The sequence below is a fragment of the Microbacterium sp. 3J1 genome, assembly GCF_001049495.1.
GTDB lineage: Bacteria > Actinomycetota > Actinomycetes > Actinomycetales > Microbacteriaceae > Microbacterium.
Window position 1 is genome coordinate 240,605 of sequence record NZ_CDWI01000011.1, and the last position, 22,402, is coordinate 263,006.

The window sequence follows — 22,402 nt, forward strand, 5'->3', positions numbered from 1 at the left end:
TCGTCGCGGTGCCATGCACAGCCGGAGGTTCACCATGCGTATCGTCACCACCGCTCGGATGCGGGTCGCCCTCGGCGGCGTCGCCCTCGGGGCGCTCGTCGCGCTGACCGCCTGCGTGCCGTTCCCGGAGGTCGCTCCGAGCGCGTCGCCGACGCTCGAGCCATCGTCTTCGCCCGAGCCGTACGCCGGACCGGTCGTGTTCGTCGGCGACGAGCTCGAGCACCTCCTGCTCACACCGGATGAGATCGTCGGAATCGTCCCCGAGGCCACCGAGGTCGGCGAGGTGTCTCCGGTGCTCGAGCAGATCTCGGACGGCGGAGGACTGCCCGCCGACCCCGCGATCTGCGACGCGCTCTACGCCGAGCAATCCCTCGGCGCGGTCGGGGCGCGAACCGTCGAGTGGCAGGTGCCCACCGATCCGGACTACGGGTTCGGACGCCTGCTCGTGCTGCAGTTCGCCGACGAGGCGCATGCAGGGGCCCGCATGGACCAGCTCGCGCGGGCCGCCGCGGACTGCGCGGACTTCACCAAGGAGGCGCCCGCGTCCTTCGATGCGGTGATCCCCGAGGACGTCGACGGCGTCCGCGCCGTGGCGGGCACTCTCATCGACGCCGGAGGAGAGTACGACTGGCGGGCTTTCCAGGCGTTCGCCTCCACGGGCAACGTGATCGTGCAGCTCTGGCAGCCGTTCACGGGCGATCGGACCTTCGACGCCGAGGCCGCCGCCCTTCTCCTGCAGACGCGTACTGCCGAAGCGCGGGACACGCTGATCGACGAGCTCACCGAGAATCCGCCGGTCGCAGAGGAGGATCCTTCCGGAGATCCCGGTGACGTCTGGAACGAGTGGCAGATCGGCGTCGGCGGGGTCGGACCACTGCGACTCGGCGATGAGGTGGATGCCGCGGTGGCCGCGGCCGAGGGCGCGCAGGTCGTGGAGCCGGAGTACGACGGAGGGCCGTACACGCTCGTCGCCGCGGAGGGCTCGGGGTCGATCCTCGTGCAGCCGGTGGAGGGCGGGACGGCCGTGTCGTCGATCACCGTCGGGAATGCACGCAGCCTCGACGAGACGGCTCAGGACGGCGCCGTGCTTCCCGAACGCGCAGGCATCCGGGTGGGTGCCCCGATCTCGGAGGCGATCGCCGCCTACCCCGGAGGGACGATCGTCGACGTCTCCTCCTCGAGTGACGACTTCTATGCGGTGACGACGCGCGACGGGCAGGTGTTCCGCTTCCAGGCGGATCGGGACGTCCTCGAAGACGGCGCGACGATCGTCGGCATCACTGTCGAGGACGCGACTGCGGTCAAGCCCGCCGTCTTCGGGTGAGACGCGGAGGGTCGCCGGCGGACGCCGTAGGCCCTCAGACCCTCCCGAACGCGCGAAGCGGATGCTCGATCAGATCCACCACTCGTCGCAGGAAGCGCGCGGCGTACCCGCCGTCGCACACCCGGTGATCGAACACCAGCGACAGCTGCAAGATGCGCCGGGCCACGATCTGCCCGTCGACCACCCAGGGCCGCTCGAGGATGCGGCCGATCCCGAGGATCGCGACGTCGGGGTGGTTGATGATCGCCGCAGACCCGTCGACGCCCAGGGAGCCGTAGTTGTTCAGGGTGAACGTCGACCCGCGCAGGCGCTCCGGGGGGAGTCCGCCGGCACGGGCATCCGTCGCGAGCTCGCGGAGCGCGCTGTCGAGCTGCTCGACAGTGAGGACATGGGCGCGCGGGATGACGGGCACCAGGAGACCGCGGTCGGTGTCGGCGGCCACACCGAGGTTCACGCCGTCGAACGAGATCAGCTCGGAGGCGTCGTCGCTCAGGCGTGATGCCAGCACCGGATGCTCCTCGAGGGCGATCAGGACGAAGCGGGCGAGCAGAGCGGTGATCGACGGCGCCGCCCCTCCGTCGGGGGCCATCTGCGCGCGCAGCGTCCAGAGCTCGGTGGCGTCGACGTCGACCCACACCGTGGCCTCGGGGATCTCGGAGCGGCTGCGCGTCAGCGTCGCGCCGACGGCCTTCCGCAGCGGAGAGAGACGCTCGCGCCGGACCACGGGGAGACCCTCGACATCTGCATCGGTGGTCTCTCGATGATGCGCAGCGGCTCCCGCCACCGCGCTGTCCACGGCGGCCGCGAGGACGTCGGCCCGGGTGACCGCGCCGTCATGCCCGGTGGGCGTGATCGCGTGCACGTCGAGCCCGAGGTCGCGGGCGAGCCGGCGGACGAGAGGAGATCGTACGGCGACGGGGCGCCGCGTGTCGGCATCCGCTGTGGCGGGGGTGTCGTCGATGGTCCGTGCCGCCGGAGCAGCCGGAGCCGCCGGAGCCGCCAGAGCCGGAGCCGCCGGACCGGTCACGGGCCGTCGGCGCCGACCGGAACCGGTGCGTTCGGTGGTGCCGTAGCCGATGAGGACGTTGCCGGACCCCGCGCGCTCCTCTTCGCGGTACGCCTCGTGGGCGGCCGCCGAGGCGGTGGGCTCGGCGGTCGTCGCCCGGTCGCTCACCTCCAGCACCGGGGCGCCCACGTCGATGCTGTCTCCAGGCCGGCCGTGCAGCGCGGTGACGACGCCCGCGAAGGGCGACGGGAGCTCGACGACGCTCTTGGCGGTCTCCACCTCGGCGATCGCCTGGTCCGTGGCGATCGTGTCGCCGACGGCGACGAGCCACTGCACGAGACCCGCCTCGGTCAGCCCCTCGCCGAGGTCGGGCAAGCGGAACGTGCGGGCGGTGCGCGACGTCACGACTCATCCTCCCAGTGCAGCGAGTCGATCGCATCGAGCACGCGATCGACATCGGGCAGATACCAGTGCTCGAGCTTCGGAGGAGCGAACGGGGTGTCGAAGCCGGTGACCCGCCGCACCGGCGCCTCGAGGTACTCGAAGCAGCGCTCGAACACGCGGGCCTGGATCTCGGAGGCCACGCTGGAGTAGCCCGGCGCCTCGGCGATCACGACGGCACGACCCGTCGCGCGCACGGCGGCGGTCACGGTCGCGTCGTCGAACGGCGACAGCGAGCGGATGTCGATGACCTGCACGCTGCGTCCCTCGGCGGATGCGACCTCCGCCGCCTCCAGTGCGAGCGGGACGGATGCCGCGTACGCGAGGAGCGTGACGTCGGTGCCCTCCCTGGCGACGCGCGCCGTGCCGATCTCCGCGACGATCGAGGTGTCGACCTCGCCCTTGGTCCAGTAGAGCTTCTTGGGTTCGAGGAAGATCACGGGGTCGGGAGAGGCGATCGCCGCCCGCAGCATCGAGTAGGCGTCCTGCGGTGTCGACGGGCTGATGACGGTGAGTCCCGGCGTGTGCGCGTAGTACGCCTCCGAGGAGTCGCAGTGATGCTCGACGCCGCCGATGCCGCCACCGAACGGGATGCGGATCACGAGCGGCATCCGCACGACTCCGCGAGTCCGGTTGCCCATCTTCGCGACGTGGCTGACGATCTGCTCGAACGCCGGCAGCGCGAACGCGTCGAACTGCAGCTCGACCACAGGGCGCATGCCGTTCATGGCCATGCCGACGGCCGTGCCGACGATGCCGGATTCTGCCAGAGGAGTGTCGAAGCAGCGATCCTCGCCGAACCGGGCGGTGAGGCCGTCGGTGATCCGGAAGACCCCGCCGAGCGCTCCCACGTCCTCCCCGAACACCACGACCGCCGTGTCGGCCTCGATCGCGTCGGCGAGGGCGAGGTTCAGGGCGGCGGCCATGCTGAGGGTCGCGACGGGCGCCACCTCTCCCGCGACGCGGATGTCGTCGTGCGCGATCGTCATCGTGAACCTCCGTGGATCTGCTGCTGGGCCGGGTCCTCCGTACGGGTCCGGTCGATCTCTCCCCGCAGCAGCCGCCACTGCTCGTCGAGCTGCGGCGAGCGGGTCGCGGTGACGAATCGGAACAGGTCCTCGGGGTCGACCTCGGCGTCGACGGCGAGCGCCTCCCGCATCGCGGAGGCGATCTCCTCCGCGCCCGCCGCGAACTCCTCCTCGCGCGCGTCGGTCAACGCCCCGGTCGCCGTCAGATGCGTGCGAAGCCGGGCGAGCGGGTCGCGGGCGGCCCACTCCTCGACCTCCGACCGCTCGCGGTACCGGGTGTCGTCGTCGGCGTTCGTGTGGGCCTGCATCCGATACGTGTGCGCCTCGATCAGGCTCGGGCCGCCTCCCGATCGGGCGAGGGCGACGGCCTCACCCAGCACGGCGAGGACCGCGGCCACGTCGTTGCCGTCGACGCGTCGGCCCGGCATCCCGTAGCCGATCGCCTTGTGCGCGAGAGACGGCGCTGCGGTCTGGCGGCTGAGGGGGACGGAGATCGCGAACCCGTTGTTCTGCACGAAGAACACGACGGGCACGCGGAAGACCGCGGCGAAGTTCAGCGCCTCGTGGAAGTCGCCCTCACTGGTGGCGCCGTCGCCGCACAGCGCCATGACGACGGTGTCCTCGCCGCGCTGCTTCGCGGCATACGCGAAGCCGACCGCGTGCAGCAGCTGGGTCGCGAGCGGCGTGGCCTGCGGAGCGACGCGGTGCCTGCGCACGTCGTACCCCGAGTGCCAGCCGCCCTGGAGCAGCACCATCGCCTCCGCCGGCGCCACGCCGCGGGCGATCACGGCCACGGAGTCCCGGTAGGTGGGGAAGAGCCAGTCATCGGGGGAGAGCGCGAGCGCGGCCCCGATCTGGCAGGCCTCCTGACCATGCGAGGACGGGTAGACGGCGAGTCTGCCCTGCCGCACGAGGGCGCTCGCCTGGTCGTTGATGCGCCGCGCGTCGACGAGGCCGCGGTAGGCCGCCAGCAGTGCCTCTACGCTCGGCAGCGCATACTGCTCGTCCTCGACGACCGTGCCGTGCGCATCGATGAGCTGGGTCACCGTGCTCCGGGGGAGCATGTCCTCGTGCTGCATCCGTCCGCCCTCCTCGCCGAACCTGATGTGCCCCAGCATGTGCCCGTGGCGGCAGGCGTCCAAGGAACTGCGAGAAAACATGGACGAATGCGAGGAAGTTGTGGAAAAACAGAACGAACTGTCAGAATTCCCTCACCGGACGAAGGAGTCCCATGATCACGCTGGATGAGGTCGACCGAGCGGTCCTCGACGAGCTGCGGCGCGATGCGCGCGCCTCGATGACGGCGATCGCCGAGGCGGTGCACATCTCGCGGGCCGGAGCCCATGCCCGCATCAGGCGGCTGACGGATGCCGGGGTGATCACCGGGTACACGGTGCGCACCGACCCCGTGCTGCTCGGACATCACGCGAGCGCGTACGTGACCCTCGCGATCGAGCAGGCGACCTGGCAGGAGGTGTCCGCACGGCTGCGGATGATCCCCGAGATCGAGCACATGGCGCTCGTCGGCGGCGACTTCGACGTGATCCTGCTCGTGCGGGCGAGTGATGCGCGCGATCTGCGGCGGATCGTGCTGGAGGACATCCAGGCGATCCCGTCGATCCGGTCGACGCGCACGACCCTGATCTTCGAGGACTCCACCCTCGTCTGACGTGGGCCCCGCGCGCATCCCTTCGCACTCGGACATCTGCGGCGCACTCCTCGACAAGTGCACGTCGGGACGGCATCCGACAATGAGACGAGCGGCCGTCGCTCGGCCAGTGCCACCGCTCGAAGGAGAGTCCCGATGTCCGAATCCGCATCCGCAGCCGCTGCGCTGCTCGACCGCATCCAGGCGCCGGAGGGCGCGGGACGGGACATCCCCGACGCCGCCACCCGCGACGTGATCGGACGAGCGCCCGTGCACTCCGTCGCCGACCTCGACGACGCGATCGCGCGCGCGAAGGCCGCTCAGCCCGGCTGGGAGGCCCTCGGCCATGACGCGCGCAGTGAGCTGCTTCTCGCGGCAGCCGACGCCATCGACGCCAACGCCGAGGCGCTCGCCCACGTGCTCTCCCGCGAACAGGGTAAGCCGCTGAACGGCCCGAACGCCCGGTTCGAGCTCGGTGCCTGCTCCGCCTGGCTGCGCACGAACGCGACGATCCCGCTCGAGCCGCAGGTGCTCGTCGACGATGAGAACCTGCACGCGGAGCTCGTCTACAAGGCCGCGGGTGTGGTCGGGGCGATCGGGCCCTGGAACTGGCCGCTCATGATCACGATCTGGCAGATCGGACCGTCGCTCCGCATGGGCAACACGGTGGTCGCCAAGCCCAGCGAGTACACCCCCCTCAGCGTGCTGGCGATGCTCGCGGTGATGAACGAGGTGCTGCCCGCGGACGTCCTCATCGGGGTGTCCGGCGATCGCGAGGTGGGCTCGCGGCTGTCGTCGCATCCGGACGTCGACAAGATCATGTTCACGGGATCGACCGCGACGGGCCGTCGCATCATCGAGAGCTCGGCCGGCAACCTCGCGCGCCTCACGCTCGAGCTCGGCGGCAACGACGCCGGCATCGTCCTCCCCGGCACCGACGTGGCGTCCGTCGCGCAGGATCTCTTCTGGGGTGCGTTCATCAACACAGGCCAGACCTGCGCCGCGATGAAGCGCCTGTACGTGCACGATTCGGTCTACGACGAGGTCGTGGACGCTCTGGCCGAGATCGCGGCGTCCGTGCCGATCGGCAACGGCCTCGACGAGCAGAACGTGCTCGGGCCGCTGCAGAACCGGGCGCAGTTCGACATCGTGTCCCGGCTCGTCGAGGAGGCGCGGTCGCGTGGCGCTCGGGTGGTGACCGGTGGGGAGGCTGCCCCCGAACTCGGCGAGCTCTTCTACCGGCCGACGATCATCGCCGACATCGACAACGACGCGGCACTCGTGCAGGAGGAGCAGTTCGGTCCTGCCCTGCCCGTGATCCGCTACAGCGACGTCGACGAGGCGTTCGCCCTCGCGAACTCCGTCGACGTGGGGCTCGGCGCCTCGGTGTGGTCGAGCGACCCCGACGAGGCCCGCGAGGCAGCGACGCGCATGGAATCCGGCACGGTCTGGATCAACTCGCACGGGGGGCTCCACCCGATGGTGCCCTTCGGCGGGGTCAAGAGCTCGGGCTACGGGCTGGAGTTCGGCGTCGAGGGGCTCAAGTCCGTCGCCGTGACGCAGGTCGTGTCGGGTCCGGGACGGAAGGCGCAGGCGTGAGGTCGGCGATCGTCGTCGGCGCAGGCACCTCGGGCGCGATCGTCGCGCGACGGCTGACGGATGCGGGCGTCGACGTGACGCTCGTGGAGGCCGGCGGGTACGACTCGAACCCGGCGATCCACGACCCGTCGCGCGCGGGGGAGCTCTGGCACTCTGCAGACGACTGGGACTACTTCACCGTGCCGCAGGAGCACGCGTCGGGTCGTCGCCTCCACCTGCCCCGCGGCAAGGTCACCGGGGGGTCGCACGCGCTCAACGCGATGATCTGGGTGCGCGGCGCGGGGTCGGACTACGACGAGTGGGAGCGCGCCGGTGCGACGGGGTGGGGATGGGATGCCGTCGAGCCGGTGTTCGACGCGATCGAGCACGATCTGCTCTGGGTCACGGCCGACTACGCACTGTCGCCGATCCAGGCGTCGATCATCGACGCGGCGGTCGAGGAGGGGCTGACCCACAACCCGAACTACAACGGCGGCACGCTCGACGGGGTGTCGCAGCAGCAGGTCACGATCCGCGACGGACGACGAGTGAACACCTGGATGACGTACGCGCAGCCGGTCGCCGAGCAGCTCACCGTCGTGACCGGGCGCGAGGTGCATTCCGTCATCGTCGAGGACGGTCGCGCGCGCGGCATCCGCCTGTCGGACGGGGAGGAGCTGTTCGCCGACGAGGTCGTCCTCTCGGCCGGCGCGATCGGGTCGCCGATCATCCTCCTGCGATCGGGGATCGGTCCGGCCGAGGAGCTCGACGCGCTCGGGATCCCCGTCGTGCTCGACTCTCCGCAGGTCGGCAAGAACCTGCACGACCACCTGCTGTCGCCCGTCATCTTCACCACCGAGCGGCCTGTCGGTCCGCCGCAGCCCGGCGTCTCGGTGACGCAGACGCACCTGTTCTGGCGCAGCCGCGACGGTCTCGCGCAGCCCGACACCCAGCCCATCCACTTCTCCGTGCCGATGTGGGGCGAACTCGAACCGCGGGGCGATGACGGCTTCACCCTGATGGCCGGACTCGTCACCCCGTACAGCCGCGGGTCTCTGACGCTCTCGGGCCCCGAGGTCTCGGATCTGCCGCTCATCGATCTCGCGGCTCTGGCGGACGAACGCGACGTCGCGGCGCTCGCAGCCTCGGTGCGCCAGTGCCGTCGGATCGGCGCCCGGCCCGCGCTCGCCGAGGAATGGGGCGCGGTCGAGGTGTACCCGGGCCCCGACGTGCCCGACGCCGAGGTCAAGGAGTGGGTGCGCCGTACCGCCATCACCTACCACCACCAGGTCGGCACCTGCCGGATGGGGTCGGATGCCGAGGCGGTGGTGGATCCGACGCTGCGCGTGCGCGGCCTCGAGGGACTCAGCGTGATCGACGCCTCGGTCATCCCGACCGTGCCCACCGGCAACACGAACGCCCCGGCGGCGATGATCGGCGAGCGCGGAGCGCGGTTCCTGCTCGCCCGCTGACGGCATCCGCCCCGGTCGCGGCCGGTGCCGTCGGCGCGGGGTCGAATCAGCATCCCGCCGTCGGTGCGGGGTCGAATCAGCATCCCGCCGTCGGTGCGGGGTCGAAACTGCATCCGAACCGCCGACTTGCGGTGCTTTTTCGACCCCGCACGCGGGACGGCAGGGGGTCAGCCCGCCCCGTGGAGTGAGCGGATGGTCGAGCACCGGCGGTTGATGGGGCAGAGGTCCTATCTCGCTGGCCGGTCCTTGCGCTATGCGCGGCGGGCGCCGTACCGGGATCAGCGGACGCTGCCCGAGCCCGCGGTGTGGACCTCGCGGCCGGCGAACCAGGTCGACAGGACGACGGTGCCCACGATGTCGTCCGGCGGGCCCGCGATCGCGTCGCGCGCGAGCACGACGAAGTCGGCCGACTTGCCCACCGCGATCGACCCGGTCTCCTGGCCCAGCCCCATCGCGGTCGCGGCGTTGATCGTGAAGACCTCGAGGGCCTCCTCCGGGGTGATCGCCTGCTCCGCCCAGAGGACCCCGGGCGCGCGGCGGAGGGGATCGGCGCGCGTCACGAGTCCTTGGAGTCCCTCCAGGGTGTTCGGAGATTCGCTGACGGGCCAGTCGGAGCCGCCGGCGACGAGCGCCCCGGCGTCGAGCAGCGCACGGTTGGGCTGCGAGTGCTCGGCCCGGTCGCCGAGGACCTCGGCGAGTGCCTGCGGGATGACTCCGGGGAACCAGATGAAGGGCGAGATGTCGGCCGACACGTCGAGAGCACGCAGCCGAGGGATGTCGGACCCGGCGAGGAACTGACCGTGCGCGATCTGGATCGGCGTGGTGAACCCCTCCGTCCGGATGCGTTCCGCGACGTCCAGCACGAGACGGGCCGAGCCGTCACCCGTGCAGTGCACCTTCGCGCCGAGGCCGCGTTCGGCGACGGAGCGCAGCCACCCGTGCAGCTCCTCGAACGACATCGTCGCCTCCCCGTGGAAGTGGGCCCCGTGCACGGCATCCGCGACATACGGCTCGAGGAACGAGGCGGTCCGAGCGGGGGGCACGCCGTCGAGGAAGATCTTGACGAAGTCGGGTCGGTGATGCGGCGTGCGGAACTCCTCGCCGCGCTCGATCAGCGGCGATCCGATGGGATCGAACCCGAAGATCTCGTCGTTGATGAGCAGCGACGACACGACCCACGCGTTCAGCTCGCCCGCGCGGTCGAGGGCGGCCAGCGCCGCGAGGATGTCGACCGAGACACCGGCGTCCTGGAAGGTCGTGATCCCGAACGAGTTCAGGAGCTCCACCCCATGGCGGGATGCGGCGACGTGCTGCTCGGGCGTCAGACCGCCGCTGCGGTCGTACGCCTCCTGCACCGGGATGCCGGCCGCTTCGAGCAGCACGCCGGTCGGCGTCCCGTCCTCGGGATCGAGGACCGTGACGCCGCCCGCCGGGACGCTGTCCGTCGAGATGCCGGCGAGCTCCAGAGCGCGGGTGCTGGCCCAGCGATTGTGCCGGGAGTCCTCGACGATCACCACCGGGCGCCCGCCCGCCGCCTCGTCCAGCCGCTGCCTCGTCGCGGTGTTCGCGAGCGTCGGAAGCAGCGTGGTCGCCACGACCCCGCCGATGATCCACGCGTCCGCGGGCAGCGACGCCGCCTTCTCGCGCACCCGGTCGAGGATCTCGTCGAGGGTCAGCGACGGCGGCAGCGAGAGCTCGAACAGCTCGGTCCGGCCGGCCAGTGCGTGATGGTTGTGCACGTCGACGAAGCCGGGGTAGACCGCGGCGTCGCCGACGTCGAGCATCCGCGTCTCGGGTCCTCTGCGGGAGGAGACCTCGTCGAGGGTGCCGACGGCCACGATGCGGCCGTCCTGCACGGCGAAGGCCTCGACCACGGGCTGCGCGCGGTCGGCCGTCCGGATGACGGACCCCGTGACGATGAGGTCGGCCGTCATCACGCGTCTCCGAAGTGCGCGGGCTCGAGCCCCGGTGCATGGTGCGTGGTCGACAGCAGGCGGCCGTGGGCGCCGAACGTGAAGTGCGTCGGCACCTCGCCGGACTCGTCGAGTCCGAACAGCACCCCGTGCGAGCGGATCGCGTTCACATCACGATGATCGGCGATCGTGACCGATGCGCAGGGGATGACCTTCTCGCGCCAGGCGAAGACGTAGATTCCGGGGCGCACCTGCCACACGCTGTTCTCGTCGGTGTCGGCGAGCCCGCGCTCGGGGCCGGCGAGGCACTGCCAGGAGTACCAGCGCTCGGAGAGGTAGACGTGCTCGTACGCGTGCTCCTCGCTGTAGACCCATTCGACGCGGCGGCCGATGAGCGTCGTCGTCGGAGCCGGTTCCGCACCCGTGACGGCGGCCCCCTCGAGGACGCCCGGTGCGAAGAGGTGCTGCACGCGCGTGCGGCCCTGCTCGGGCGCGGGGAGGATCACCGACAGGACCGCGAGTGCGCGACCGTGACGGAGATCGACGATCAGCGACACCGCCTCGTTCGGCAGGTAGTCGTGATGGAACTGCACGAAGTAGAGCTCGTCGTCGACCTCGAAGGCCTCGTAGTCGTCGGTGTCGGTCGCCGCTTCCGTCGGGTCCTCGGCGCCCGGTCGGTAGTCCCACGTGACCGTCGTGTCGGCGAAGCGGTGCGAGATGCGCGTGCCGCGCGCATCCACCACGGTGATCTTGCGTCCGCTCAGCGCCGTCGAATGCGGCGCCTTGTTCGCGTCGAAGCCGGGAGCGAGGCCTTCCAGCGGAAGCCAGGTGGAGGTGTCGGCGGGGTTGAGGGTCGTCATGTCTCTCCTTGGAGTCGGGGGTCGTGCGTCGGAGTCGGGGATCGTGCGTCGGAGCGGAGGTCGTGCGGACGTGTCAGCGGTTGCTGAACTGCTCGAGGTCGGAGGAAAGGCCCTCGTAGACGGCGGGGCGGGATCTCTTGAGGTAGGCGGCGTAGACGACGCCGCCGATGAGGGCGAGCACGAGCAGCAGCGGCATCAAGCGGATCGCGAGCTCCTCGGAGCCGGCGACGATGTTGAAGTTGACGACCGCGAGGACCGAGATCGCGGCGATGCCGAGGAAGCCGATGCCGGGGGCGATGAACGTGCTCCACCAGCGCGGATCCTGCCTGCGGCGGAAGTACACGACGATCGAGATCGCGGCGAGCCCCTGCAGGATCAGCACGCTCAGCGTGCCGAACCCGAGCATCGCGGGGACGAGGGTGAGGATCGGGTCGGCCCCGGCGATCGCGAAGATGATCGCGACGATCCCGGCGAACGATGCCTGCACGATGCCCGCGAGCTGCGGAGCGCCGTTGCTGCGGGTGCGGGCGAGCGCCTGCGGCAGGATGCGCGCGCGACCGAGCGAGTACAGGTAGCGCGTGGCGGAGTTGTGGAACGCCAGCATCGCCGCGAACAGGCTCACGAGCAGCAGCACCATCATGACGGTGGTGAGCGGACCCCCGAGGTACTGCTGCGACAGCGAGAAGATGAGGTCGCCGGTGGGCAGGTGCTCGAGCGCGGTGGCCTGAGCCTGAGCCACGCCGGTCGCGCTGACGACCGCCCAGGTGGTGACGCCGAGGATGACGCCGATGGCGATGATCGACGTGTAGGTCGCGCGCGGGATGGTGCGCAGCGGCTGCTTGGCCTCTTCGCTGAAGAGGGCCGTCGCCTCGAAACCGAGGAACCCGGTGGCGGCGAGGAGGAGGCCGATGGGCAGCGATCCCGAGAACACGGCCTCAGGGCTGAACGCGCCCAGGTCGTAGCCGGTCTGGACGAGCACGGAGACGTCGAACACGACGAGCATCAGCACCTCGAGCACCAGGCAGACGCCCAGCACCTTCGAGCTGAAGTCGACGCCTATCCGCGCGAGGACGAAGCACACGACGATCGACAGCAGTCCCCACACCAGCCAGTGCACGTCGAGGCCGGTGAGGTCGCGGATGATGTTCTGCATGAAGAATCCGCTGGTGCCGATCGTGCCGACCACGAAGAAGTTGTAGCCGAGCGTCGCGATCAGCCCGGCGATGAGCCCTCCGGTGCGTCCCAGCCCTTTCACGACGAACGCGTAGAAGCCGCCGGCGTTGACGAGCTGCTTCGACATCTGCGCGTAGCCGACCGCGAACAGCAGCAGGATCCCCGCGACGAGGAAGAACGACATCGGCGTGCCGCCGCCGTTGCCCAGCGCGATCGCGAGCGAGGCGACGACGACGATGCCGGTCAGCGGGGCGACCGCCGCGAGGACGAGGAAGACGATGCCGGCGACGCCGAGGGCGCCGGGGCGGAGAGAGGTGTGGTCGTGCGTCGTGGACGCGGTGATCGGGTCTGCCACGGCGGCTCCTTTGCTCGGTGACGGCCGCGCTCGCGCGGCATCGACGACGAGGGGAATCGTCGATGATGCGAGTCTGCTCGCGCTGAGGATGCGCCGCTTGACCCTGAGTGAAGGACGATGGTGCGAGCGCGCACACCAGCGCTGACGGCGTTCTGCGAGCGGATGCCGGAGAGCAGGATGACCGAGACGACACCGCCGTCCTCACAGTGCGCCACCGGCGTGCGGGCGGAGTCACGAGGGGCCGCATGGACCTGCAGCTGCACGGACGCACCGCGCTGATCACGGGTGCCGCGAGCGGCATCGGACGCGCCACGGCGCTGGCGCTCGCCGCGGAGGGGATGCGGGTGGCGCTGCTGGACCGCGATGCGGAGGCGCTCGAGGAGGTGGCCGCGGCGTGTGCTGCTGTCGGCGCCGGTGCTGGTGCTGGGGCTGGTGCTGCTGGTGCTTCTGCCGGTGCGGGTGCAGGTTCTGGTGCTTCTGCTGTGGGGGACGCAGGCGGCGCGATGCGGGCTGTGCCGGTCGTCGCCGACGTGACCTCGGAGGAGCAGGTGAGCCGCGCTGTGGGCGACGCCGTCCGGGAGCTCGGCGGTCTGGATGCGCTCGTCTGCTGTGCGGGGATCTCCGGACCGGTCGGGCAGAGCATCGACGCGCTCTCGCTCGATGATTGGAACGCCGTGCTGGCCGTGAACGTGACCGGCGCGTTCCTCGTCGTCCGAGAGGCGCTTCCTGCGCTCAGGGCCGCGTCCGCGGCATCCGTCGTGCTGCTCGCCAGCGACTCGGCGTCGGTCGCCTCGCAGGGCATGGTGCCGTACTGCGCCTCGAAGGCCGCGCTGGTGCAGTTCGGACGAGCCCTCTCCGTCGATCTCGCCGGCACCGGTGTGAGGGTCAACTCCGTCGCACCCTCGGTGGTCGACACCCCGATGAGCCGCAGCGATCTCGGAGCCGATGCGTTCTCCGACGCCTCGTTCCCGGTGCAGAGCGCCGACGAGGTCGCGGCGCACGTGGCCTATCTCGTGTCGCCGCGCAGCCGCGCCGTCAACGGCACGAGCCTTCTCAGTGACTTCGGGTACTCGGCCCGATCGGGATTTCCCGCATGATGCGCGCGAGCGCCGGACAATCAGGAGCAGATATGGGACTTGCAGTCGGATCGACCGTCTCGGGGCGGGTCGTCGTGATCACGGGCGGAGGCACCGGCATCGGCGCCGCGATCGCCGAACGGTATGCCGCGGAGGGTGCGCATGTCGTGGTGGTGGGGCGCCGCCCCGAGCCGCTGCAGGCCGTCGAGGCGGCGGTGGGGGCGCATCCGATCATCGCCGATGCCGCGGACACGACCTCGGCGAAGGCGGCCGTGGCGGAGGTGCTGGCGACCTTCGGGCGGATCGACGTGCTGGTGGCGAACGCCGGCGGGCATGGGTTCTCGCCGGTCGCGGAGACCGACGACGACAGCTGGGAGGCAGCCATCCGCGCGAACCTCACGACCGCGTTCGTGATGGCGAGGGAGGCGCTGCCGGCACTGATCGAGGCGAAGGGTCAGATCGTGATCGTGTCGTCGCTAGCGGGGCTGTTCGCGGGTCCGTCGGTCGCCGGATACACCGTGGGCAAGCACGCGCTGATCGGTCTGACCCGCACGCTGGCGAGGGACTACGGTCGGCAGGGCGTGCGCGTGAATGCGGTGTGCCCGGGATGGGTTCAGACCCCCATGGCCGACGACGAGATGGACGAGTTCGCCACGCACGCCGGTCTCTCGTCGAGGGAAGAGGCGTATGCGACGGTGACCGCGGATGTTCCGCTGCGGCGTCCTGCCCGGCCGGCCGAGATCGCCTCGGTGGTGAGATTCCTCGGGTCGGGGGAGTCGTCGTACGTCACCGGGGCGGTGATCGTCGCCGACGGCGGATCGCACGTGGTGGACGTCCCGACGATCGCGTTCGATCACGCCGGGATGTAACGGGGTTGGGCGGAGCCGCCCGAGAGCTTTCTTGGTCGTCGAGCGAGGCGGGTGGAGCCGCCCGAGACGAGACATCCTCGTGCGATGGCCCGAGGAACTCGTGTTCCGGTGTTTCGGAATACAGCCGCTGACCTGGGCGAATAGAGGGTTCCACGGGGCTCGAATGTCGGTGGTCTCGGGTTGACTCACGGGTATGAACAGCACTGCCGAGCTTCTCGATCGGGTCCTCGCCGACCTCGACTCAGTGCTGTCCGATGAGGCGCTCGCCGGGTTGAACGATGCGGACCGAGTGACGGTGCTGCAGGGTGCGGGTGCCGTGTTCCGGCGGGCCGAAGCGGTGATCGTCGAGACCGTCGCGACGGGAGACCCGGGCGACTTGCCGCACGCGGCGGGGTGTCGGGGCATGAACGAGCTGCTGCAGCGGACCCTGCTGGTCGATGCGCGGGGCGCGGCCAGGGTCGATCGGGTCGTCGATCTGGTGCGGCGGCCGATGAGTCTCGCGGGGGAGAGGATGCCCGCTCGGTGGCCGGAGATGCGGCTGGCGCTTCTGAACGGGGTCGTCGGTGTGGCCGGGTTCTTGGCGGCGACGGGTCCGATCGAGAAGGTGTGGGATCGACTCACCGTCGACCAGCGACTGGCGGCCGATGTGGCGCTGGCCGGATGCGCCCGGGGGCACGGCATCGACACCGGAGTCGATGCCGACGAGGACGACCTGGATGCGGATGCGCCGGGTCCTGCGCCGACGGCGCAGGATCTGAAGGCTCTCGCGGAGGATCTCGCGTCGATGTTCGACCCGGACGGTGAAGAACCCAAGGATGAGGATGCATGTCGTCGTCGTGGGGTCACGATCGGTCGGTTGAAAGACGGCGTGCACACGATCCGCGGATACCTCACCCCGGACGCCGCCGCCCAGTTGCAGCTCATCATGGACGCGATCCTCAACCCGAAAGGCGACGGCCCTCCGCAGCCGGGAGTGTTCTTCGCCCCGAGCGAGGGTGCCGGCGAGTCGGATGAGGACACTGCTTTCTCGGACGTCGGATCGGGCGTAGACGCCGGCGCAGGCGCAGGCGCGGGGGCAGACACGGACATAGACGCCGATGCTGACCCGTTCAACTCCGATCCGCGGTGCGTGCTCGATGACCGCACGGCGGCGCAGAAGCGGCACGATGCGCTCGCGGCAGCGCTGGGTATCGCGGCTCGACACAAGGAGATGCCCACACTCGGTGGCGCATCACCGGTCCTCGTCGTCAACATCGACGCGAAGGACCTCGCAACCCGCACCACGAGCGCCACCGCTGCCGCATTCGGAGGCGCGGCGTTCGGAGGCACGGCGTTCGGAGGCGCTGTGTCCGGCGGACGGCGCAACGGCGGGTGGGCGACGATCCCCGGATCCGGCGCGCACGTTCCCGTCTCCGTCGCGGCGCAGACGGCGTGCACGGGGGCGATCCAGCGCGTGCTGATGGACGAGGGCCGCATCGTCGGCATCACCACCACCGACCGGGTCTTCACCGTGCACCAACGTCGGGCGATCATCGCCCGCGACACGGAATGCCTGATCCCCGGATGCCATGTTCCGGCGTCCTGGTGCGAGATCCACCACGTGACGGAGCACGCTCGGGGCGGGCCGACGCATACCGACAACGGAGTCCCGTTGTGCTGGTGGCATCACCGGTCCCTGGACAGGTCCGGGTGGGAGATCCGGATGGACCACGGACTCCCGCAGGTGCGAGGACCGAGATGGTGGGACCCCGACCGGAGATGGCGTACTCCACGACTCAGCGCGGCCCGACCGGACGTTCCCGAGCGACTCGCCCGCACCGGATGACAGGGGCGAGACGTACAGCATCGCGCGGACGATGCGGCTGGATCAGCGGATCAGCGGATCAGCGGATCACGAGCTCGAAGCCGTCGTCCTTCGGCACGACGGCGATCTGCGTCAGGTCGTCGACGTGGAACGTCGGGTGGTGCGCCGTCGCGTGCGCGCCGACCCCGATGACCCGCATCCCTGCCGCGTGCGCCGCCTGGATGCCGGCTCCCGAGTCTTCGAACACGACGCAGTCGGCAGGATCGACGCCCAGCAGCGTCGCACCGAGAAGGAAACCCTCGGGATCGGGCTTCGATGCCGACACGCTCTCCGCCGTCACGGTGAGAGTCGGCACAGTGAGTCCGGCCTGGCCCATGCGTGCGTTCATCAGGGTCACGTCAGCCGAGGTCACGATCGCATGGGGGTAGGGGAGCAGGGCAGCGAGCAGAGCATCCGCACCCTCGATCGGGATGACACCGTCGACATCCGCGCTCTCGTTCGCGAGCATCACGGCGTTCTCGCGGATGTTGATCTCATGATCGCGCTCCGGAAGCATGATCGCCATGCTCTGATGACCCTGCCGTCCGTGCACCACGCTCAGCACCGTCTCCGGCGCGATGCCGTGCGGCTCCGCCCACGCGAGCCAGAGGCGTTCCACGACGGCGGTCGAATCGACGAGGGTGCCGTCCATGTCGAGCAGGACGGCGCGGGCGCTGATGGTGTCGGTCACCTCCTCAGGCTACTGCCGACCCTCAGCCACCCAGGTACGCGCGATGCAGCAACCCGGAATCGGCCTTCAGGTCCTCCGACGTCCCCTGGAACGACACCCGTCCTCCCGCGACCACCACCGCCTCGCGCGCGAGATCGAGCGCCAACTGCGTGAACTGCTCGACGAGCAGCACCCCGACACCCGACTCCGCGATGGACTTCACGATCGGCATGAGCCGCATGAACACGACGGGGGCGAGCCCCAGCGACATCTCGTCGATGAGCAGGATGCGCGGCTTCGCGGCGAACGCTCGCGCGAGCACCACCATCTGCTGCTCGCCGCCCGACAGCAGCGCCGTCGGGGAGTCGATGCGCTTCTCGAGCTCCGGGAACTGGGCCAGAGCAGCATCCAGCTCGGCCGGAGTGCGCGCCGTGAGCGAGATGTTCTCCCGCACCGTCAGCGAGGGGAACACGGCTCGCCCCTGTTCGATGTGCACGATCCCCCGCCGAGCTCGGGCCACGCGCGACAGCCGGTCGAGCGGCTCGCCGTCGAGCAGAAGTGAACCCGACGAGTGCGGCGTCACACCCGACACCGACTCGATGAGACTCGTCTTGCCGGCTCCGTTGGGTCCGACGAGTGCGAGCACCTCGCCCCCGCGCACGGTCAGCGACACGTCGGAGATCACCGGCCCGGCCCCTCGGCTGACGGTCACCGCATCCAGCACCAGCTCGCTCATGACAGCAGCTCCGTCTCTCCCATGTACGCCTTGACGACCTCGGGGTTCGCCAGCACCTCGGCCTGCGGCCCCGAAGCCAGCACCCGACCGAAGTCGAGCACGGTGAGCATGGGGCACACCGACCGCACGAGGTCCAGGTCGTGCTCGATGATGATCAGCGCCACCCCGTATCGGGCGGGCAGCTCGCGAAGACGAGCCGCGAGCGCGAGATGCTCGTCGTGCGACAGGCCCGCCGCCGGCTCGTCGAGGATCAGTAGCCTCGGCGTCGCGAGCACGTTCGCGGCGACCTCGACGAGCCGGCGCGTGCCGACGTCGACGCTCGAGAGCCGCGAGCGCGCCGGAGGGCATCCGAAGAACTCCAGCGCCTCGTCGATGTCCGATGCGGCCAGCCTCCGCCGCGCCACGAAGCGCACGTACGCGCCGACGGTCAGCGCGGGCGGCACCCGATCCTGCTGGAAGGTGCGGCGCAACCCGAGGCGTGCACGGCGTGTGGGGGAGAGCCCCGCGAGATCCCGGTCGCCCAGCAGCACCCGGCCGCCGTGCTTCGGGAGGAACCCGCTGATGGCATCGACGAACGTCGACTTGCCCGCTCCGTTCGGACCGATGAGGCCCATGATCGACGCGGCGGGCACCTGGAACGAGACGTCGTCGAGCGCCTTGAGCGCCCCGAACTGCACGGTGAGACCCTCGACCGTGAGCACCGGCGCCCCGTCGAGCGCGTGTTCGTCCACGGTCGCGGTGGTCGTGGTCGTGATCACCGCCGCATCCGACGACGCATCCGGCGGCAGAGCCGTCAGCCGGGCGTTCGCCGTCTTGCGATCCGCCCGCCGCCAGAGCAGATCGCGAATGCCCTGCCCGAGGTTGGTGCCGCTGGTGAGCGCCTGCACACCGAGCACTCCGAAGACCACGAAGGCCCAGTCCTGAGGTACGCCCCACCGCTTGAGCAGCTCGGGCACGAGCACCCAGAGGATGCCGCCGAGGATCGCCATGTCGATCAGATGCGCGCCCGACATGATGGCGAGCACGTACAGCGCCAGGGACTGCAGCGGCGTGAAGCTCGATGCGAACGGCAGCTGCACCTGACCGGCGAGGAGCCCGCCCGCGATGCCTCCGAGTGCGGCGGACACCGCGAAGGCGGTGAGCTTCGCCATCTGCACGCTCTGCCCCGCGGCGGCGGTGCCGCGCTCCGAGAACGCGACCGCCTTCCAGCTGGATCCCCAGCGGCCGCGCTGCAGGAAGAAGACGCCCACCGCGCACACGGCGAGGACGACGATCGAGAGGAAGAAGAACTCGCGGTCGTTCGAGAACAGCTCCGGTCGCTCGATCGCGGTGCCGTCGGCGGACCCGGGGAACTGGATCTGCACGAGCGTCACGTCGGCCGCGGCGGCGAAGCCCAGTGTGACGACCGCGAGGTTGACGCCGCGCAGTCGCAGGGCGGGCAGCCCGACGAGGACGCCGACGAGTCCCGCCGCGATGCCGCCGAACACGAGCCAGACGACGAAGCCCCCAGGCGCCTGCATGACGTTGAGCAGCGACACGATCCAGGCGCCGACCGCGGCGAACGTGAGCTGGCACAGCGCGATCATCCCGGCCGACCCGGTGACGATCCCGAGGCCCAGGATGGCGATCGCGGCGATCACGGCGCTGATCGCGAGGAAGACGAAATAGCCGGGCAGCGCGGCGCTCAGTATCGCGCCGACGCCGATCGCGGCGGCGCCGACGGCGAACGGCCAGGCGACGGTGAACCAGGGGCGGTCAGCGAGCGGCATCCCACACCTCCTTGCGTTGGGTCCAGAGCAGCAGGACGACGATGAACAGGAACGGCAGGAAGTTGCGTACCAGGGCGACCTCGTCGATCTGAGCGACGAGACCACCGAGCACGCCGAGAACGACACCGCCGACCACGGCGAGATCGAGGCGCCGGAAGCCGCCGAGCAGCGCGGCGGCGGCCGCGGGCACGATCAGCATCGCGAGACTCGTCGCGTCGTTCGACTGCGAGGGAGCGACGATCATGATCGCGATGGCGCTGATCACGCCGGTGACGAACCAGACCGCGATCGACAGCGGGCGAGAGCGGATGCCGAGCAGCTCCGCCGTCGTCGGACGCTCGGACAGCGCCCGCAGCTGCGTGCCGACCCGCGTGCGACGGAGTATGACGCGCACGGCGACGGCCGTGACGATCGCCATGGCGACGGTCGCGATCGTCACCTGGCTGATGACGACGCCGCCCAGGGAGAAGGCCGGGCCGGCGATGATCGGCGTGAACGGCTGCGGCTTGTTGCCGAACAGGATGAACGACATCGAGATGAGCAGCAGGAGGGGGCCGACGGTCATGGCGGATCGGGTGGTGGTGGACGCCTCGGAGAGCCACGTCGCGGCGATGAATCCGATGGCCGCGGCGAGGAGGCCCGCGACGAGGACGCCGACGATGGATCCGATCCAGATGGGGAGACCGATCTCACGGACGAACCACACCGCGGTGAACGCGCCGAACATGCCTGTCGCGGCCTGGGCGAAGTTGACGACCCGCACCAGGCGGGACATCAGAGTGAGGCATACACCGAGTACGGCGTAGAGGCCGCCGGCGGCGAGTCCGGCGATGGCGCCTTGCAGCATGCGGCGACCTTTCTGAGTCGAGGAGTAAAGGGGCCCTCGACAGGCTCAGGACCTATGTCCTGGGTCGCTGAGCCTGTCGAAGCGCGGGGAGTCAGCGGCTACTCGCCGATGCGGAGCCAGTCATCCGACACCTTCTCCCAGGCGTTCGTGCCCGACTCGAGGATGATCGGCCACCCGGCGGTGTTCTGAGTGCCGAAGGCGTACGGGGTCCCGACCATGGGGTTCTCGATCGGCTCCATGCCGCGCAGGGCTTCGGTGACCGACTCCCTGGTGATGTCGCCGTCCATGCTCTCGAGCACCTCGATGAAGTAGGTCGCCGCGAGGTACCCGCCCTGGCTGAAGGATGTGAGAGGGATGTCGTTGGCCTCCATCAGCTCCCGCCAGTCCTGGTTGATCTCGTCGTCGTCGGTGAACGGGTAGAACTCCGCGGGGACGTAGATGCCGGCACCCGCGTCGTCGATCGCGTCCGCGAAGTTCTCGCTGTACACGCTGGTGAGGTACAGCCAGGTGACGTCGTCCCAGCCCTGGGCGTTCGCGGCCTTGACCTGCCCGATCGCGTCGGGCTCGACGGGGTTGATGGCGAGCGCCTTGCAGCCCTGGTCGCGCGCCTTGACGATGTAGGGCGTGTAGTCCGATGCGCCGTACGGAACCGTGTCGTCGACGTACTTCGGCTCCTTGCCGGTGATCTCGGTCCACTTGTCGATGGCCGCCTGATAGGTGGGCCTCGTGGACCCGGCGATCTCGAGCAGGATGCAGATGTCGTCGAGCCCGAGCACCTCGGATCCGTACTGCAGGGTCAGCGTCATGTCGTTGAACGGTCCGACGTTCGCCGGCGAGATGTTGTCGCTCGCGAAGCATCCGGTGTCGACGCCGATGCCCGGCAGCGACAGGATGTCCTCCTGCTCGTAGTACTTGGCGTTGATCTCGCACTCGATGAGGCTGGCCGAGCCGACCAGGGCGACGGCTCCGTCGCTGCCGACCAGCTCTCGGGCCGAGGCCGTCGCCGTCGCCGGGTCTCCCTTGTCGTCGAGCATCTTGTACTCGATGGTGCGGCCGTCGAGACCGCCTGCCTCGTTGAACGCGTCGAAGACGGCGGCGGCCGCCTGCGATGCCTCGGGGAAGGTCGCCGGGCCGCTGATCGTGTTCACGGAGCCGACGACGATGGGGGCTCCTTCGCCACCACCACCCCCGTCTCCGCCCGCGCAGCCGGCGAGGGCGAGGGCTGCGACGGCGATGAGCGCCGCGCTGCCGGATACTCGCTTGTTCATGTGATCCTGCTCTCGTATTCGGGTGATGCAGATTTCGGGTGGTGCTGTGTTCGGGTGGTGCTGTGTTCGGGTGGTGCTGGTCGTCGAGTGGTGCCGGTCGTCGGGTGGTGCTGGTCGTCGAGCGGTGCTGATCGGGTCAGGGCCGCAGAGCGCGATTGACGAGCTCGGTGTCGGTGAACTGCTCGAACGCGACGACCTTGCCGCCGGCCACCCGCCAGACGTGGGCGACCCGTGCTGCGAAGAAGCGGCCCGTCTCGCGGTACGTGCCCGAGTAGGTGCCGATGCCGACCACGACGTCGCCGCCGTCGATGACCTCGTCGATCGCGACGGTGTAGTCGTCCCACTCCTCCTGGATGCGCTGGAAGACGTTCGCGGCCACGGCGTCCGGCCCGATGTACGTTCCGGCGTAGGGGAAGCCCGCAGCTTCGGTCCAGGCGATGTCGTCGGCGAACGGAGCCAGCATCCCGTCGAGGTCGCCCCGGTCGCTGGCCGCGTAGTGCGCCGCGATGATGTCTGCATTGCTCAT

General features: G+C 70.1%; 19 protein-coding genes. 7 read left to right on the plus strand and 12 right to left on the minus strand.

All coding sequences use genetic code 11. From position 1 onward, the window contains the following. Positions 1-34 precede the first annotated feature (34 nt). Entirely contained in the window at positions 35-1,324 is a 1,290-nt protein-coding gene (locus BN2660_RS10165) for a hypothetical protein (RefSeq protein WP_091231174.1), read from the plus strand. Positions 1,325-1,358: 34 nt separating this feature from the next. Here the strand turns inward: BN2660_RS10165 and BN2660_RS10170 are convergent, their stop codons facing one another. Genes BN2660_RS10170 through pdhA form a run of 3 tightly spaced genes read right to left on the minus strand, consistent with a single transcriptional unit; the run spans position 1,359 to position 4,878 of the window. Beyond that, positions 1,359-2,735, minus strand: coding sequence for a dihydrolipoamide acetyltransferase family protein (locus BN2660_RS10170; RefSeq protein WP_091231176.1), 1,377 nt, complete (start codon positions 2,733-2,735; stop codon positions 1,359-1,361). After that, positions 2,732-3,760, minus strand: coding sequence for an alpha-ketoacid dehydrogenase subunit beta (locus tag BN2660_RS10175; protein ID WP_091231179.1), 1,029 nt, complete (start codon positions 3,758-3,760; stop codon positions 2,732-2,734). The genes BN2660_RS10170 and BN2660_RS10175 overlap by 4 nt, the downstream gene beginning before the upstream one ends. Next, positions 3,757-4,878 (minus strand): pyruvate dehydrogenase (acetyl-transferring) E1 component subunit alpha, encoded by a 1,122-nt coding sequence (gene pdhA, locus BN2660_RS10180; protein WP_091233514.1) that lies wholly within the window; start codon positions 4,876-4,878, stop codon positions 3,757-3,759. The genes BN2660_RS10175 and pdhA overlap by 4 nt, the downstream gene beginning before the upstream one ends. Positions 4,879-5,030: 152 nt before the next feature. Between pdhA and BN2660_RS10185 the strand changes: the two genes are divergently transcribed. The 3 genes from BN2660_RS10185 (at position 5,031) to BN2660_RS10195 (ending at position 8,497) form a co-directional block, all read left to right on the plus strand. Further along, on the plus strand, positions 5,031-5,468 hold the full coding sequence (locus BN2660_RS10185; RefSeq protein WP_176697160.1) for an Lrp/AsnC family transcriptional regulator: 438 nt from the start codon (positions 5,031-5,033) through the stop codon (positions 5,466-5,468). A 135-nt stretch (positions 5,469-5,603) separates the two neighbouring features. Beyond that, a complete protein-coding gene (locus tag BN2660_RS10190) occupies positions 5,604-7,046 on the plus strand; it encodes an aldehyde dehydrogenase family protein (protein WP_091231183.1) in 1,443 nt (480 codons plus the stop codon). Further along, positions 7,043-8,497 carry a GMC family oxidoreductase gene (locus BN2660_RS10195; protein WP_091231187.1) on the plus strand — a complete coding sequence of 485 codons (1,455 nt, stop codon included), beginning with the start codon at positions 7,043-7,045 and terminating at the stop codon, positions 8,495-8,497. The genes BN2660_RS10190 and BN2660_RS10195 overlap by 4 nt, the downstream gene beginning before the upstream one ends. Positions 8,498-8,775: 278 nt before the next feature. Here BN2660_RS10195 and BN2660_RS10200 read toward each other — a convergent pair whose 3' ends face one another. The 3 genes from BN2660_RS10200 to BN2660_RS10210 all read right to left on the minus strand — a co-directional run bounded on the left by BN2660_RS10200 (position 8,776) and on the right by BN2660_RS10210 (position 12,798). Beyond that, a complete protein-coding gene (locus BN2660_RS10200) occupies positions 8,776-10,431 on the minus strand; it encodes an amidohydrolase (RefSeq protein WP_091231191.1) in 1,656 nt (551 codons plus the stop codon). After that, positions 10,431-11,270 (minus strand): molybdenum cofactor biosynthesis F family protein, encoded by an 840-nt coding sequence (locus BN2660_RS10205; RefSeq protein ID WP_091231194.1) that lies wholly within the window; start codon positions 11,268-11,270, stop codon positions 10,431-10,433. Before BN2660_RS10205 ends, BN2660_RS10200 begins: the two co-directional genes overlap by 1 nt. 73 nt (positions 11,271-11,343) lie before the next feature. Continuing rightward, the gene (locus tag BN2660_RS10210) at positions 11,344-12,798 is read right to left on the minus strand and encodes an APC family permease (RefSeq protein ID WP_091231197.1); all 1,455 of its coding nucleotides are present in this window, start codon (positions 12,796-12,798) and stop codon (positions 11,344-11,346) included. A gap of 245 nt (positions 12,799-13,043) precedes the next feature. Here BN2660_RS10210 and BN2660_RS10215 point away from each other — a divergent pair, with 245 nt between their 5' ends. From BN2660_RS10215 to BN2660_RS10225, 3 genes are all read left to right on the plus strand, one after another. Next, complete coding sequence (locus BN2660_RS10215; protein WP_091233520.1) at positions 13,044-13,895, plus strand: SDR family NAD(P)-dependent oxidoreductase; 852 nt, start codon at positions 13,044-13,046, stop codon at positions 13,893-13,895. A gap of 32 nt (positions 13,896-13,927) precedes the next feature. After that, complete coding sequence (locus BN2660_RS10220) at positions 13,928-14,743, plus strand: SDR family NAD(P)-dependent oxidoreductase (RefSeq protein ID WP_091231200.1); 816 nt, start codon at positions 13,928-13,930, stop codon at positions 14,741-14,743. A gap of 193 nt (positions 14,744-14,936) precedes the next feature. Continuing rightward, positions 14,937-16,568, plus strand: coding sequence for an HNH endonuclease signature motif containing protein (locus BN2660_RS10225; protein WP_091231204.1), 1,632 nt, complete (start codon positions 14,937-14,939; stop codon positions 16,566-16,568). Positions 16,569-16,626: 58 nt separating this feature from the next. Here the strand turns inward: BN2660_RS10225 and BN2660_RS10230 are convergent, their stop codons facing one another. From BN2660_RS10230 to BN2660_RS10255, 6 genes are all read right to left on the minus strand, one after another. Then, positions 16,627-17,277 carry an HAD-IA family hydrolase gene (locus BN2660_RS10230; protein WP_091231207.1) on the minus strand — a complete coding sequence of 217 codons (651 nt, stop codon included), beginning with the start codon at positions 17,275-17,277 and terminating at the stop codon, positions 16,627-16,629. A gap of 22 nt (positions 17,278-17,299) precedes the next feature. Then, on the minus strand, positions 17,300-17,992 hold the full coding sequence (locus BN2660_RS10235) for an ABC transporter ATP-binding protein (protein WP_091231210.1): 693 nt from the start codon (positions 17,990-17,992) through the stop codon (positions 17,300-17,302). Further along, entirely contained in the window at positions 17,989-19,761 is a 1,773-nt protein-coding gene (locus BN2660_RS10240) for a branched-chain amino acid ABC transporter ATP-binding protein/permease (RefSeq protein WP_091231214.1), read from the minus strand. The genes BN2660_RS10235 and BN2660_RS10240 overlap by 4 nt, the downstream gene beginning before the upstream one ends. Then, positions 19,748-20,608: a branched-chain amino acid ABC transporter permease gene (locus BN2660_RS10245; protein WP_091231217.1), complete on the minus strand. Its 861-nt coding sequence runs from the start codon at positions 20,606-20,608 to the stop codon at positions 19,748-19,750. Before BN2660_RS10245 ends, BN2660_RS10240 begins: the two co-directional genes overlap by 14 nt. A gap of 98 nt (positions 20,609-20,706) precedes the next feature. Beyond that, entirely contained in the window at positions 20,707-21,876 is a 1,170-nt protein-coding gene (locus BN2660_RS10250; RefSeq protein ID WP_091231220.1) for an ABC transporter substrate-binding protein, read from the minus strand. A 136-nt stretch (positions 21,877-22,012) separates the two neighbouring features. Then, complete coding sequence (locus tag BN2660_RS10255) at positions 22,013-22,402, minus strand: nuclear transport factor 2 family protein (RefSeq protein WP_091231224.1); 390 nt, start codon at positions 22,400-22,402, stop codon at positions 22,013-22,015.